Raw genomic sequence first — 14,288 nt, forward strand, 5'->3', positions numbered from 1 at the left:
AGCCACTATCCGAACTGTTGGTGCTGTAATCATTACTGTAATCAGCACCAACGAATACCGGGCTTAGTGGGTTGAGAGGGTTCAGTAGGTCACTGCCAGTTCCAGCAGCACTCTGTTCTTCCCTACGGCGGCGCTCTTCTTCCTGACGGCGACGGCGTTGCTCATAGAAATATCTGCTCATGGTTTCTTCCTTTCATCATCAAGCTGACGAATAGCCAGCAGTTGGTTGTTCGCCTTATCGATGGCAGCAAGCAACGGGTCAATCCACAATACCGCCTGGCAATAGGTCAGCGTGCTGGCGGCAGTGGTGCCAGCACTGGCTGTGTAAGTGTTGGCGGTATCACCTGACATTGCGCCGGAACGTAAACGGTGCGTGTAGTCGAGCAGCCCACCAGCAATAGCAGCGGGAACAACCAGATCACACGTCGGCTGATTCTTGAGGATCGTACGGTATTCAATTTCTTTCCCCTGGGTGGCCGCGTTTGTGTTGATGCCGTACTGGCTTGCGGCGGCGCTGATTTCGTTAGCGCGGTGGAACTGAAACGCCTGAGTAGCAATGGTGGTCGTCTGCAGGCTGTTATCGCTTTGAAGCTGTTTAATCCTCCCGCCAGCCTCAACCGCGTTTGCGTGGAAGTAAAACGCCAACCTGCTGACGACAATCAAAGCCACCAGCAGCAACCCGATCGCCATCGTGCGCAAGCTGAATGCAGTGCTCATGACAAAAACACTTCACGTTCGCCCGCGCGGCGCTTCACAAGACCAGGCATTACCTTGCCATTACCAAATTTCCAGCGAGGGAACTGGTCAGCAGCCCCCTGAACATCACCAGCGTTGAATTTCTTCACCAGAGTTGAGCCAGCAAACGCTGGTCCGCCAATGTTGAACGCCAGCGAAACCATCGCGTCGAACTGGTTCTGTGTCATAGGGCGCTTAATGGCGCTGCTTACCGTCAGCTCAAACACGGCCAAGTCATCAGAAAGGAATTGCTCTGCCTGCTCTTGTGTGATGCGGTCGCCCTGCTTAACCCCCTTGGTATGGCCCCAGCCAATAGTCCAAGGCTTGCCGCCGGTGCCGGGGTCTGGATAAGCCACCAGCTCAAGGGACTCGAACCCTTTTATAAAGTTACGGCCCTTGTTACTTGTTCGCATCCTGATTACCTCCACCAAAGCGATTGCCTACGTACCCAGACAGGAATGAGCTGAGTTTTTTCACGCCTACGAACCCGATAAAACCACCGATGCCGACAGTGAGAGCTTTAGGCACGTCGAAATAATCCAGTGCGGAATACGTCGTTAGTGCCAGGGCACCACACATCAGCCCTTCAAAAATGGTTTCTTTCCAACCACTGCCGGAGTAAGCCATCCGCAGTACAGCCATCACTACAGCCATAATCACGCCGCCAATCGGCACATCACCGCGCCACCAGCTCGCAAACATTTCACTGAATTCCGTCCAGCCATGCGGATTGTTTGGCATTCTCATAACCTCCCCCTGCCGGGGCTGTGCCCGATCGTCGGGTGGTGGAAACAAAAAGCCCCGGCAAATGCCAGGGCGACTTAGTTACTCGGGAATATTTCCCGCTGTGTTTGTTCGAATCGGTCTGGTTCCAACTCAACCCCCAGCCCAATGCGGCCCAGCTTGATAGCCGCCTTAATCGTTGAGCCAGACCCCATGAAGAAGTCAGCAACGACATCACCTGGGCGACTGCTGGCACTAATGATGTGCTCCATCATTTCAGCAGGCTTTTCGCATGGATGTTTACCGGCATAGAAAGTCACCGGCGAATACGTCCAGACGTCGGTATAAGGCACCGCAGCAGTTACCGTGAAGGTACGCCGCAATGATTTATATTCTTGGCACAAGTCCAGATATTCGCGGTTGAGAGTTTTGTATTCCCTTACCAGCTCATGATGGGGGCGATTCAACCCACCAGCCCGATGCTTCTCATTGGCTATGCGGTCAAATAGTGCCTGAAGCTTGTGATATTGCTCTTCGCTCGGTAGCTGCCACTGACTCTCACTAAACCAATGGCTGGCCATCTGCTTACCTGTCGCCGCGTTGATGTCCTTCGTAGTGACACCAAGAGACTGCCGGGCAGATTTGAAGTAGTCGATCAGCGGCTTGAATACGTTCTGTTTCAGCTCTACGCACTTCACAGCGTAGCCGTCAATCTTGGGTTGTAGAGGCCCAGCATAGTGACCGGCGAAAATGATCCGCTCGGTAGAAGGGAAGAATACGCGTAACCCTTCTTTATGCTGACGTCTCCATGCACCTGACGGTTTCGCCCAAACGATATGGCTCAGTACGTCGAAGCGCTGGCGAACCAGCAGCTCAGTATCAGAGGCCAAACGGCTACCGCAAAACATATATAGACTGCCGTTCGGCTTGAGCACCCGCCAAAATTCCACCAGCAACGAATCCAGCCAGGCTAAATATTCAGCCTCGGTTTTCCATTGGTTATCCCAGTCGCAAGACTTCACCCGGAAATAAGGCGGGTCAGTGGCAATCAGGTCGATGCAGTCATCAGGCAGGGTTTTGATGTATTCGAGTGTGTCAGCGTTGACAAGACTTGTGCTGGATATCATAAGCGCCCTTGTTTGATAGGCTCGTCCTGCTGTTCGCAGCACGGGCAAAGGTTCGCTTGTGACCATTGACATGAGCAAACTGGTGAATAGGGTGTTACCGCACTCTATTCGCCGCCCATTCCACAAACATTAATGCACTCATGCCAAAAAACCGCCATTGCTGGCGATGTTTCGATGATAAGCTATGTGACGTAGTAACCACTCTTAGCAGATTACAACTCTTTTTGCGTACGCGTTAGTGAAAAAAAACAAAATTTTCCGTATTCTTATTAGATGGCTAGGTTACAAGTTTCCTTAAAGCCCCGCATACTATCAAACTTAAATTATCACGCATGTATATTATTTGGATTAAATTAAATGAATATTAAAAGCATTGGCTTTTCCATTGACAACTTGAATAAAAACATAAACACATCGGATATAATTAGTCATCTAATAAAGTGTTCCAGCAATGAAATTAAACGAACGGACTATGTGAGAAAGCTTCTCATTTCCAATGACAAGGACTTTTATACAGGGTTAGTGCTAACATTCAAAAACCAAAAGAAAAACTGCAAATCGACAGTCAAAAATGGGAATTTTGTAGTAAAGGTTGAAGACTTGAAGGGTGATGAAAAATTAGTTCATTTCAATTTTTTCTGTTTGAAAAAAGACACATTAAAAGGCTTGTACCTTTATTACCATGGCTCATGCTCGCTTAATATGCTGTTCTCTCACCTACAAACATCCTCTAATGAATACATTAGAAACCTTCAAGAAAAAGAAATTAAAGCTCTCGGAGAAAAACCTGACAACAAGAAAATAAAAATAATAAATAAAAAATATTCTGAAAGGCTAAATTTTTCAGTAATTCTAAATAAAAGCAATTTAGAAAAGATTTTAGCTGACTTTAAAGAAATAAAATCAGCAACATTTAGGTTCAGCAACATTGCTTTCAATCAAGCAGAAATGGTGGCTACAGAAGCATATACAAAAAATACCGACATTACATTTAATATAGATCCAACTGAAAGAAAAAAGACATCTCCAATTGCAAGGACAGTAAATGGGGTTTTAAAGGGAATGGGAAACTCTATAACCAAAGGGAAAGTGGTTGCTACAGATTATAATAACAACGAGAAAATAGTTGATTTTTTCAAATGCCCAACGTTTTTTGATAATTATGATTTTGATGAGATGGCTAATAAAGTTGATGGACTATCCAATGAAAACTTCACAACAAACGGAATCATAGCTATAATAAAAGAACAAATATTAAATGGTAAGAACAAAAATGAATTTAATTAATTATCATATATCTACATCAATGAAAGCACAGTTCGCTGTGCTTATTATCATATCTATTCTTTTTATTTTAACCACATTCATTATCTATAATGACGATCCTAGTGTAGGTGGGGATTTTTATGATTTTTATCAAAAAAATTTACGCGGATACTTGTTTTCTGGTTTTATATCTGTAGGTTCATTTCTGTTATCTTTGCATACATTTGTAATCGTCAATCTGAAAGACAAGCTATTTTCAACCGAATCATATAAAAACATATTTGCCCAATCGAACGGTATCGAAGTATCAGAAATAAATGAATCCCAACTTTTCAAACCTTTAGATAGACTCTCATGTTTTTTAAATGCATCGATATGGTTATCAATAATTACAGCCGTGAGCCAATTTACTATCGGTTTGGCTAACTTTTCACCGGCATCCATAGTTTGCATATGGCTTGCGATATTAACTATATGCTTCATGCTTAACTCATTGATTTTAATTAGAGAGAATATTAAAAAAATGCTGAATCAGAGTGTCCGCTAAGGCCGAGCAGTGCTCGACCTATTGTTAGCTAATTAATTTGAAGAGTTACGTTTAATACAGCCAAGCACCCTCCTATAAATCCTTCTGCGGTTTGCATTTCTTTTCTGACTGTACCATCCGAACATTTGCGGCTTTTAGCTATCTTACGCAGCGATACACCGTAGATATGATGCAAGACAACCAGATCATACTCATCGGGTTTGTACTTCTTTAATCTAGCTACGCAGCCATCAATCATTAAGCCGTCATCATCGCAGCAAGACTGTTTCCCAGTAGACGTTGGTGGCAACAATCCTTTAAATCCAGCAGCAATAGGTGAGTAACCAATGCCGCTATCTTGGCGAGCCCAGACCCCCCAACGGGATAGAAGTTCGTACATATCACACATCATGCTGCTCTCTCCTGCTTCAATGCTTTGCGCTTGGCTTTATATGTATCGCGGATACGTTCGTAGTCACTGCGGGTTAACTTGTCTGCTTTCGGCGGTGGGCCTATCAGCCGGTCAAATCTCACCTGACCTATCTTGGCTATCAGGTTAGGCCGGTATTCGCTCAGGTTCGCTGATTTGAAGTTGTTACAGACAGAGCACTGCTTATGGCAATTATCTTCATCAAAGCGCAGCTCTCGATTGCTCCCCACTGTGCGGTAATGCCCGGCGTGATACTGGCCTTCGTGATAGCGTCCACAACTGATGCAAGGCAGGTCAGCGTCACGTTCACGGATGTAGGCGTTAAATTCGGTTTGTGCCAGGTTGATGAAGTACTGCAACGGCTTAACGGCCAGCTTGCGAATCTTCAATTTGGCTTTGCGTTCCCTTTCAGCCAGGCGCTTACGTGCGTCACGCTGGTATGCCATAGCGCAGAACGGGCCGCAGACTTTCTGCAGGTACTTCTCCGGCGTGAATGTCGTTCCACACTGAGCGCAGACCTTATCCTTGTACTGCTTGGGCTTAGTTGGCTTTTTCATTTTTTCCCTCACGGTGGAATATCCACTCGTAGACCTCTGAGCCGTTAAGCAGCAGATCGTTGAAGTCGCCGGATTTAGGCCAGCGGACTGAGACTTGTTGGAGATCGTTTTTTGCCAGCAGATTGGCGCGGGCACATTCAAAGGCAGCAGCATGGCCAGTAGCAGACGCATCAGCGTCGGCGAAGATAATCAGGCGCTGTACTCCACGGGGTACGCGGAATTTCTTCATGAATGTGGCGTTCAGAGTCGCCCAGGTGTTGCACTGGGTGATTTGGTGACAAGACAGCGCGGTCTCTATACCTTCGGCGATGCCCAGCGTGGCGGACGGCGGAAACATGCGAATGGCCACTGATGCGGCATGTTCAAGGTAACTATCCTCTTGCAGCTTCATCATTTTCTTCGGTGCGCCAGCAACAGTGGCTTTCTGGTCACCGTCCAACAGAGTGCGGTGCAGGTAACACAGTTCGCCTTTGTCGTCCGTTGCCAACGCATAAATAGACTGGTACTCGCCACCGGCTGCGCGTTGACGTTCACAAAAACGCACGTTCTCGATCGGCAGGCTGGTGATGCCCCGCTGTTTCAGGTACTGGTCTGCGCCGGTACCGCGCAACCCTTTTAATCCCGCAAATTTGCAGCTTACGCGCTGGCGTTGGGAAGCTATGCCAGAAGAAGGCCCACCAGCCTGATAGTTCTCTTCGGGTGAATAAGTCCGGCCCACCAGAGTATCGACCTCTGACGCCAGTGTTTTGAAGTCCTTCCCGGTGGCTCCGGTCAGCAGCGCCCAGCCGTCACCGGCACCACATGAACAAATGTATGAGCCGGTACCGTTTTTGTCGTCACAACGGAACTTGCCCTTACGCCCACATAACGGGCACTCCCCTTTAAAATGATTTTTCCCTGTTACTGGAGGTAAGCCGTAAAATTCGAGTATTTTCGGCCAGTGGCCGATAGCTGCCTGTTTGGTATTCATGCGGCTTTCCCCTGCTTAGATTTTGCGTAGGCAATCTGTGTTGATTTAATGAAGTTGCTCACCACCGGCGTAATAGCCATTGGCGTTCTGTGCAGCCCGTTTGGCCATGTGTCGAATTTTTTGCGGTAGACGTGCGAGCACCAGCCGTCGCTTACAGGCTTGCCCTGGGCGCTACGGGTGCGTTGGTAATAGAGAATTTGACTCCACCAGGCTTGTTTCACCGCTGTGGTGACCACTTCCTTGGCTTGCTTAACTTTCTTGAGGCTGCGTGTCTTGTCGGTGTCGATGTCTTCACCGGCGATAGGCTTGAATCCACATTTCGGGCAGATGTAAATGCCGACCGGCTTCACGTAATGACATTGGGTGCATTCTTTCGGCAGGCGCTCTGGCTGTTCGGTTTTAACCACACGGGCCGGGGCATCTTCCATCCCGTCAGAGGTGGCAGGCAGGTAGTCATATTCGATATCGTCGGGATAGCCCATCTGATGGACAGTGCCGGTGTGGTCGAAGATGATGCAGTGATCTTTCCCAGGCGCAGGGCGAAGGCCACGGCCCAGAATCTGTATCCACCGGATTTCTGATTTAGTCGGGCGGGCAAAAATGATGCAGCGGACGTCACTGTCAAAGCCAGCCACCAGCACCCCAACGTTGATGATGATCTTAGTGATGCCCTGTTCAAAGCGGCTGAGCGTCAGTTGGCGTTCTTCATGGGGTGTTGATGCCGTCATAACCTCAACCATTACACCCGCCCGGCTGAATTCAACGGTCACGTAATTGGCGTGGGCCACGTTGACGCAGAAACAGATCGTCGGGCGGTCTTCGCCATTCTCCAGCCAGTTTTTGACGATATCGCCCACCAACGTCGGGTCACTCATGACCTCGCCGGATTGCGTTTCGTTGTAGTCCCTGCCATAACCTGCTTGTACCGACGTTTTCACATCGCTCATGTCAGGGTGTGAAGGGGCGTAAAATTCGTATTTGCTGAGTGCGCCAATTGCGATCAGCTCTTTCATCGTGGTCGGTTTGATCAGCTTCTGGTAATACGTCCCAAGCCAGGCGGAGAACGGTGTACCGGACAGGCCGATAACCTTCACGTCGGTGTTGCTCGTCAGGTGGTTGATGATTTCCAGAATCTTTTTGCGCTTCAGGTGGGCTTCATCAATGATCAGCAGATCGATGTTTTCCGGGAAGTCACGACGGATAAGCGTATCGGCAGAGGCAATTTGAATAAGGCGGCTCGGGTCATAGGCCGGGTGGTCACGCCAGATATAGCCAATCTCTTCAGCAGGCAAGCCGTACTCAATGAAGCGGTTAGCTGTTTGGTCAAGCAGGACGGTGTACGGGGCCACAAACATTATGCGCATGTTGCGGCTGATGAACCCGCTGGCGATAAGCGCAGCGATTGCCGTTTTGCCGAACCCTACCGGCGCATACATCATGAATGAGCCGTGTTGCTTCCATGCCGAGCGCAGCATATTCAGTGCAACAATCTGTTTTTCGCGTGGCTGGATAGTAAGCATCATCGTTTCATTCCTCGTTTTATCGTCTAGCCGTCTAAATTTCCGTTTGGCGCTTTTTAACAACTCGATCCCTTAAAGATCTTCCCTCTGGTAAAGCCTGTTCCTGCCCCCACACCCCAACCCGATCACCCCCCTTTCCCCCCTCTTACCCTTCCCCTCTCCCCCGTTTAAAAAAAAACCGTTAAAAATTTTCATGCCGCTTTTCCGTTCTGCCCCACCAGCGGTGGCGTGGTAGTTAATCCCTGGCCTGCCCGTGAATACCGTTCGACGAATGTCCTGAGCCGTGTATTCGCTGCCCTGCGGCCTGCGTTGTCCTGCTGGTATGAAATCTCGGCTAGGACAAACGCGGCCTGGTAAGCCTCCGCGTATGCAAGCGCAATCTTTCCACGTTGCGCAGGCGGTAACATGCCAAGCTGTTCTTGAATCCATACGGCATCCTCACGGCAAAACACCGTGGGCATGACGGTTCGAACAAACGTTGCAGACTGCATATGCTTACCTCACGGGTTTAGGTTCCTCTGCGGGGCAGAACACGCTGTAAAGCAAGATGACGTGCTCCTGGAACGTTGCCATCAGGCGGTGAGTGTTCTCGTCCAGCGCCTGACGTTCAACGTCGTCAATCTCGCCGTCTTCAGTGAATTTGCGGACTAATTCGGAGTGCTTGCCGATGTACTCGATAGCTTCCATCAGCTTGCTGTTGATATCGTCGCGGTCGACGTCTTCCACCTTAGGCAGAGGTACGTTCACGCTGTGCGATTGACGGGATACGGCGTCGGCAAAGTGGGTATTTCCACCAGCACGCTGCAACACCATGAACCAGCCAATCGGAAAAATTTGATTGCTGTTTGGGCGAAGACGGTTAAACAGCGCGTCCTCAGTAACTCCAAGCCAATTAGCTGCCTCTGCATAACCGCCAGGCAGACCAGTGATAATTTTACGGGCGGCACTGATCACCCATTCAGGCTGTTTCTCTGCCTGCCAATCCGGCGCTTTTTGCTGTGACACAGTTGTATTCCTCGGGCTGTGGTTACATCGTGCAGACCTTTAGGCCATACTTCGATACATCAGGTGTTAGGCGGCTTTCTCTTTCAGAATTGCAAACACCAAAACTTCTTTTGAAACAGGCTCAATGCCTGAAAACTTACGGGTAGCCTTCTCAATTCTCTCGGCCATATCGGGAGAGGCACGTCGATTGCTATAAGCGATCTGGTCCAGGTACCCGGTAGAGGTTCGAGAGAGCTGAGCAAGACTTTTCCAGTCGGCTTTTGAAGCTGACTGCCTCCAGCGGAGTAAATCGTTGCTCATTAAAATTTACCTTCGTGGTTAAAGATAAAGTGAGTTTATCTTTGTGATAAATTTTATGCAAGACGAATTTATCATTGCGCATATTTATCATTTTGCTAATAGATGGGAACATCTAGGAATGGAAACTAAAGACATACGCCGCAATAACTTGCGCGACCTGATGGACAGCTACGTTCAGGCAGGTAAAACGAAGGCCGAGTTTGCAGAGATGGCAGGATTGCCACCAGCACAGCTAAGCCAGCTAACAAGCAGAACACCGGCACGCAATGTCGGTGATATCGTTGCGCGTAGAATAGAGAAGAGTTTGTCATTACGTCATGGGTGGCTTGACGTGCCGCATGATGTTACAGAGGCACCACACAACAAAGAATCAGGGCAGGTACCCTCCCCGACTAATAATTACAGCTTAAATACTGTCGGAAACAATTATACTGATCATCCATACAGGATAGAGCTGTTGGATTCGGAACATAGTTGTGGGGTCGGCCATATGAATAATGATTATCCTGATATAGTTCAGTCCATTGAGATTGATCCTGAATACGCAAAGAGGATGTTTGGCGGCAGGCCTGCAGAGTCATTGAAGATATCAACTGCATCAGGTGACAGTATGAAAGGGACTATATCGCCAGGTGAACTGGTAGTTATCGATGTTACGGTCCATTCTTTCAAAAGTGATGGGATTTATGCGTTTACGTACGGCGCTGCATCTCATATCAAGAGACTTCAGATGGTCAAAGATAAGCTGGTAGTTATCAGCGACAACACCTCTTATGAAAAATGGGAAATTGATCGTAGCAATGAAGATCAGTTCCGCATAGAGGGTTTTATCGTTGGCAAATGGCTTATGGAATATTCCCGCTTAGGCTAAAGCGTCCCCCTCCCCCCATCCTCCACATCAAAAATGCCAGCTTTTAGCTGGTTTTTTTTCGTCCATGTCAAAAATTGATAAATTAATTTATCATTGAATATCAAAAAGTTAATCTGAAATCCCTTCCAGCTCACTATTTATTTATCATTTTGGTATTTACCATTATTTATCTTTGAGATAAATTAACTCCCATCAACACCGCAACGCCACCAGCAAACCACCGCCACAAACGTTACGGGAATGGCAGGAAGCCAACAGGAACACGCATCAGGTGAGCGACGTAATCACCCACAGACCCCGAGAGGGACCGACCTGTTTCGTTCTTTAAGGAGAAAGATTTGGGACATAAGCAAGGGAGCCTGACCCAGCATGTGAACAGGCAGACAACTGGAGGGCCGCATCATGTAGTGAATGAACGGGACGACCGTTCCCCCGGCGACGTAGTGAGGGAAAAGAGGCATAAAGCATCACGTAGGTCCGGCTGGCGACCGGTTAACGCATCAATCAGCCTAAAAATGAAGAGTGGATTTACCCTGCCGCTGCCAATGCGGGGCGGTAGGCATAAGACCACTGTAAAACTGACAAAGGAGCAAGAAATGGATCAGAGAGAGCCAAAAATTTTTGCTGATGGGATGACTAACGAGGCAATTTTGGAATGGATGAAAAACAAGGTTAGCGCCGCACGAAGATTACAAACAGCGCTTGCAGAGCGTGAAATCCGTAAGCAAGCGCTTGCTGAACTAGACAACCAAATCGAAGAGCTTACCAGCGAGGCGACTCTGGAAGTTCGTCAATCAAGTTAGGGTCCCATTCTTCTTCAAGAATATCTGGATATAGTTGCTTTGCTCGATGCGCACCAAAAAGAGTGATCATTTGTCTAGCTGAATCCGGCAGGGCATCGGACGCTAACTCCTCTTGAAGTAGAAAGATTGCATCTTGAAGTGACAGACTTCTTATTTCACTAAGCGGCCATTTGTATTTTTTAAGTATCAAATGTTCCAAAGCAGCCTTGCCCTTTAATGGGTTTCCTAGAGTTGCAAACTGATTCCGATGCCCCTCTAAGACACACTCAAGACTAAATATAAGTGCAGCTCTATTTTGAACTTGGTTGTAATCAGGCTGCTGTATAGCCCCGCTTAAAGTTACACCACGTACTTTACCAACTTTTTGTAAGACGAGATGGTAAAAATCTTCACTGATTACTGTCATGTGTATTCCCTTCTTGGCTGTGTGAGAACTACCAAGATACCACTGCCGCCTGAGACGGTGAAGCGTAAGACCACACTGCTCCCACGGACAACCAGCAGGACACCCCATGAAAATTACCTTAACCAAGCGCTGCCGCCGCAGGGCTCGGCGGGAAATACGCACTCAGCGCCGGAGAGCAATCAAGGAATTCGGCCATTGCAATGGTACCAGCATGCTCAACTGTTACGCCCGCTGGTACTTCTGAATTAAATAGCCCCGGCTGCAGACGCCAATCTTTGCCGGGGCCTGACCAGTAGAACGGAGATTCAACATGATCAACCACAATGCTAACACAATCGTTGTAGACGTTATGCGCGTCGCTCCATCCGTGCAGGCCGTTCGCCTCACCTTCTTCGCCCGCCTGCGCAAAATCCTCTGCCAGAAAGGCCACCCGCTCTAATAGCTTTGCTGTGTGTAGTCTTTGGCGACCAGGCCGAACTTCAACCCATGAGAGGTGAAGATAATGTTCATAGGCTGGTCGCCCTTTTTCATAGAGAAAAGAACTTAGGCATCTACTAACCGTGGAGGGCGTCACCCAGCCTGAGTTCTTCTCTGTATGTGACGAGGAGAAATATCATGTCAGAAAATAAAAGCACCCCATTTAGCCAACAACTGGCTTATATCAACCGTGGCGCACTCGACGCCGAACTTACCGAAGCGCTCGCCGAGGTAATTAAACAAGTCCGCGAAACTGGCAAGAAAGGCGCTATTACTCTGACGCTTAATTGTCAAATGTTGAACACTCGCGACGAAAACACAATGAAGATCACCCCCAACGTCAAGAAGTCAATTCCTGAACTTGATCGGGCCGACACCATTATGTTCTCAACCGCTGATGGCGACTTAATGCGTGATGATCCATCGCAAGTGCAGATGGATTTGAAAGTGATTGATACCAAGCCTGCCGCTGCGCCTATTAAATTAGCGCAAAACAACTAACCCTCGAAACCACCCATAACTGGAAAGGATATTTAATGGACATTACCAACAACAATAATGAAACAGTTAAGCAGATTGCCGAATTGGCAGTAGCAAACAGCTTAATTAAGACTGATATTCCGTATGCTATCGTGCCGGACAGTCACTCGGTAAAATCCCTGAAAGACTTTATCGTTGATGAAACACAAGTTAAACAGGCCGTAACCGTTATCTCGCCTTCTTCTCTGATCGGTTATGTTTCCCGTTTCAAAGACGAGCGCAGTGTTATCTTCGCAGATACTGAAAAAACACGTTTTTGTGCAGTATTGGATTATCACTTGGACGGAAAAACTCCTTTCAAAAATACGCACGTCGTAACGTATGACTGCCCACTGTCCGATGAGTGGAAGGCGTTTTCTCGTTTTGACGCTGAAAAAATGGATCAGGTGACGTTTGCAGAATTTATTGAGCAGTATATTAACTGTATTGCGCCAGCCTCTGATTCAAACCTCACATCAGGCAACGCACTTTTAGAAATGGTGCTGGCCTTCCAGGAAACACGCACATCTGAATTTAAAGCGGTCACTCGTCTGAATGATGGCACCTATCAAATGGCTTTCAGTAACGAAAAAACTGGCAGCGGCAATACGCAACTGCCGGAAAGAATCGCTCTGGCCATTTCACCATTCCATAACGGTACGCCATATCAGATTGATGCTCGCATTCGCTACCGTCTCCGCGAAGGGAAGCTGGCTCTCTGGTATGAGCTGATCGACCCGAAAAAAATCATTGAGCATGCGTACAACGAAATTCTGGTCGACCTGCAAAACCAACTGCCGGACGTGCCTCTTTTCGAAGGCCGCATTTAACCCTGATTAAATCCTAATAAAGTGAAGCCTTATGCGCCGCTGTGTGTGGCGCATAGTGAAGCATTTTCCCCCCTCAGAATGGAACGATAAATATGGCAACTTTAAGTCAGCGCTATGCAGCGCGTGAAAGTATTGGCTCTGATATTTCCACACGCAAAACCTTCCTGGTGCCTCTAAATGAAATTTATGCAGAAGAAGGCTATAACGTTCGCGAATTAAACCAGGTGCACGTGGAAGAGTTTAGAGACGCATTTATTGCCGGTGAGTTTATTCCTCCTCTCGCTGTTGAAATAACAGAACAGGGTGTGAAAGTGATCGACGGTCACCACCGCTACCACGGTGCGTTACTAGCGTCTGCCGCCGGTCATGAAGTGCTGCGCCTTGAATGTAAGGATTTCGTCGGTACTGAGGCGGATAAAATCGCCTTCATGGTCACCAGTTCACAAGGGCTGGCACTTTCCCCAATCGAACGTGGCGCAGCTTACCAGCGGCTTGTGAATCAGGGCTGGACCAACGCAGAGATCGCCAAAAAAGTTAAGCGATCTGAGTCTGACATTCTCCAGCACCTTCAATTGCAGGAATGCACCCCATACGTTAAAAGCCTGGTTCGCACCGGTTCAATGAATTACGCCCTGGCAATCAGCATCAACCGAGAGCACGGCGTCTATGCTGACAAAGAAGCCGCTAGATTAATGAAAAAGGCAGAGGACGCTGGTAAGACGAAAGTAACTAAGAGTATCGCCCAGCCGCAATTCAGCGCAAAAAAAGCCCGCAGGATGCTAGAGCTGCTCTTTGACGCCGTTCCCATTGTTAATGGTGATAGCGACATGCTTATGCTTTCCAAAGGCAGCAAAGACGAGGTGATGCAGATAATCAGTGATTATCGCAATGAAGCCCACCAGCAATGAGCGTCAATTTGAACAACGCGCCTTCGTGGATAACCGCCAAGGCACTGGAAATATTAAACCAGTTCAGTGCCTGTCAAATATTCCCCAGAAAAAACCGTGGTAAAAAATACTTCACCTTCCAGGTTAATAAGCGTTGGCGGTTACTTTCAAAAGATGACAGCCAGAATTTGCAGTTGCTTACCCACAATGATTACAACTCAGAGATCAATATATAACCGCCAGTCATTGAGAAGCTAAAATCCTGGATAAACCCCTTCTTATCGGCCACCAAGTAAATAGCTAGCGTAAAAACCGTCTATCATTAAGTGATAATTT

At 47.9% G+C, this 14,288-nt stretch carries 20 protein-coding genes; 7 read left to right on the forward strand and 13 right to left on the reverse strand.

Features of this window, described 5'->3' with window-relative positions:
- Positions 1-177 precede the first annotated feature (177 nt).
- The 4 genes from M495_RS18625 to M495_RS18640 all read right to left on the reverse strand — a co-directional run bounded on the left by M495_RS18625 (position 178) and on the right by M495_RS18640 (position 2,585).
- A complete protein-coding gene (locus tag M495_RS18625; RefSeq protein WP_020828225.1) occupies positions 178-717 on the reverse strand; it encodes a hypothetical protein in 540 nt (179 codons plus the stop codon).
- Complete coding sequence (locus M495_RS18630; protein WP_020828226.1) at positions 714-1,148, reverse strand: lysozyme; 435 nt, start codon at positions 1,146-1,148, stop codon at positions 714-716. Before M495_RS18630 ends, M495_RS18625 begins: the two co-directional genes overlap by 4 nt.
- On the reverse strand, positions 1,135-1,482 hold the full coding sequence (locus M495_RS18635; RefSeq protein ID WP_041414854.1) for a phage holin, lambda family: 348 nt from the start codon (positions 1,480-1,482) through the stop codon (positions 1,135-1,137). The genes M495_RS18630 and M495_RS18635 overlap by 14 nt, the downstream gene beginning before the upstream one ends.
- A gap of 74 nt (positions 1,483-1,556) precedes the next feature.
- Complete coding sequence (locus M495_RS18640) at positions 1,557-2,585, reverse strand: DNA-methyltransferase (protein ID WP_020828227.1); 1,029 nt, start codon at positions 2,583-2,585, stop codon at positions 1,557-1,559.
- A 357-nt stretch (positions 2,586-2,942) separates the two neighbouring features.
- Between M495_RS18640 and M495_RS18645 the strand changes: the two genes are divergently transcribed.
- Complete coding sequence (locus M495_RS18645; RefSeq protein WP_020828228.1) at positions 2,943-3,872, forward strand: hypothetical protein; 930 nt, start codon at positions 2,943-2,945, stop codon at positions 3,870-3,872.
- 129 nt (positions 3,873-4,001) lie between these two features.
- On the opposite strand, the gene M495_RS25885 is transcribed toward M495_RS18645, so the two are convergent.
- The 7 genes from M495_RS25885 to M495_RS18685 form a co-directional block, all read right to left on the reverse strand.
- A complete protein-coding gene (locus M495_RS25885; RefSeq protein ID WP_020828229.1) occupies positions 4,002-4,334 on the reverse strand; it encodes a hypothetical protein in 333 nt (110 codons plus the stop codon).
- 92 nt (positions 4,335-4,426) lie between these two features.
- Positions 4,427-4,786 (reverse strand): antiterminator Q family protein, encoded by a 360-nt coding sequence (locus M495_RS18655; protein ID WP_041415617.1) that lies wholly within the window; start codon positions 4,784-4,786, stop codon positions 4,427-4,429.
- A complete protein-coding gene (locus M495_RS18660) occupies positions 4,786-5,364 on the reverse strand; it encodes a recombination protein NinG (RefSeq protein ID WP_020828231.1) in 579 nt (192 codons plus the stop codon). The genes M495_RS18655 and M495_RS18660 overlap by 1 nt, the downstream gene beginning before the upstream one ends.
- Positions 5,348-6,334 carry a toprim domain-containing protein gene (locus M495_RS18665; protein WP_020828232.1) on the reverse strand — a complete coding sequence of 329 codons (987 nt, stop codon included), beginning with the start codon at positions 6,332-6,334 and terminating at the stop codon, positions 5,348-5,350. The genes M495_RS18660 and M495_RS18665 overlap by 17 nt, the downstream gene beginning before the upstream one ends.
- Positions 6,331-7,854, reverse strand: a complete 1,524-nt coding sequence (locus M495_RS18670; protein ID WP_041415622.1) for a DEAD/DEAH box helicase — start codon at positions 7,852-7,854, stop codon at positions 6,331-6,333. The genes M495_RS18665 and M495_RS18670 overlap by 4 nt, the downstream gene beginning before the upstream one ends.
- Positions 7,855-8,349: 495 nt before the next feature.
- Positions 8,350-8,859: a YmfL family putative regulatory protein gene (locus M495_RS18680; protein WP_020828236.1), complete on the reverse strand. Its 510-nt coding sequence runs from the start codon at positions 8,857-8,859 to the stop codon at positions 8,350-8,352.
- Positions 8,860-8,925: 66 nt separating this feature from the next.
- Positions 8,926-9,159 carry a hypothetical protein gene (locus M495_RS18685; RefSeq protein WP_020828237.1) on the reverse strand — a complete coding sequence of 78 codons (234 nt, stop codon included), beginning with the start codon at positions 9,157-9,159 and terminating at the stop codon, positions 8,926-8,928.
- 55 nt (positions 9,160-9,214) lie between these two features.
- Here M495_RS18685 and M495_RS18690 point away from each other — a divergent pair, with 55 nt between their 5' ends.
- Both M495_RS18690 and M495_RS25625 read left to right on the forward strand, forming a co-directional pair.
- On the forward strand, positions 9,215-10,030 hold the full coding sequence (locus M495_RS18690; RefSeq protein ID WP_236615016.1) for a S24 family peptidase: 816 nt from the start codon (positions 9,215-9,217) through the stop codon (positions 10,028-10,030).
- A 596-nt stretch (positions 10,031-10,626) separates the two neighbouring features.
- On the forward strand, positions 10,627-10,833 hold the full coding sequence (locus M495_RS25625) for a hypothetical protein (RefSeq protein ID WP_041415624.1): 207 nt from the start codon (positions 10,627-10,629) through the stop codon (positions 10,831-10,833).
- Here the strand turns inward: M495_RS25625 and M495_RS25140 are convergent.
- Both M495_RS25140 and M495_RS18700 read right to left on the reverse strand, forming a co-directional pair.
- A complete protein-coding gene (locus tag M495_RS25140; RefSeq protein ID WP_071846572.1) occupies positions 10,793-11,239 on the reverse strand; it encodes an ECs1072 family phage-associated protein in 447 nt (148 codons plus the stop codon). The two genes, M495_RS25625 and M495_RS25140, sit on opposite strands and share 41 nt — an antisense overlap.
- A gap of 118 nt (positions 11,240-11,357) precedes the next feature.
- On the reverse strand, positions 11,358-11,669 hold the full coding sequence (locus tag M495_RS18700) for a hypothetical protein (RefSeq protein WP_020828241.1): 312 nt from the start codon (positions 11,667-11,669) through the stop codon (positions 11,358-11,360).
- Between the two features lie 185 nt (positions 11,670-11,854).
- Between M495_RS18700 and M495_RS18705 the strand changes: the two genes are divergently transcribed.
- From M495_RS18705 to M495_RS26285, 4 genes are all read left to right on the forward strand, one after another.
- The gene (locus M495_RS18705; protein WP_020828242.1) at positions 11,855-12,217 is read left to right on the forward strand and encodes a hypothetical protein; all 363 of its coding nucleotides are present in this window, start codon (positions 11,855-11,857) and stop codon (positions 12,215-12,217) included.
- Between the two features lie 35 nt (positions 12,218-12,252).
- Positions 12,253-13,065, forward strand: coding sequence for a DUF2303 family protein (locus M495_RS18710; protein ID WP_020828243.1), 813 nt, complete (start codon positions 12,253-12,255; stop codon positions 13,063-13,065).
- Between the two features lie 92 nt (positions 13,066-13,157).
- Complete coding sequence (locus M495_RS18715; RefSeq protein ID WP_020828244.1) at positions 13,158-13,973, forward strand: ParB/RepB/Spo0J family partition protein; 816 nt, start codon at positions 13,158-13,160, stop codon at positions 13,971-13,973.
- Positions 13,970-14,188, forward strand: coding sequence for a ParE family toxin-like protein (locus tag M495_RS26285; RefSeq protein ID WP_020828245.1), 219 nt, complete (start codon positions 13,970-13,972; stop codon positions 14,186-14,188). Before M495_RS18715 ends, M495_RS26285 begins: the two co-directional genes overlap by 4 nt.
- The last annotated feature ends 100 nt before the right edge of the window (positions 14,189-14,288 follow it).

Origin of the sequence: Serratia liquefaciens ATCC 27592 (assembly GCF_000422085.1) — a bacterium.
GTDB classification, from domain to species: domain Bacteria; phylum Pseudomonadota; class Gammaproteobacteria; order Enterobacterales; family Enterobacteriaceae; genus Serratia; species Serratia liquefaciens.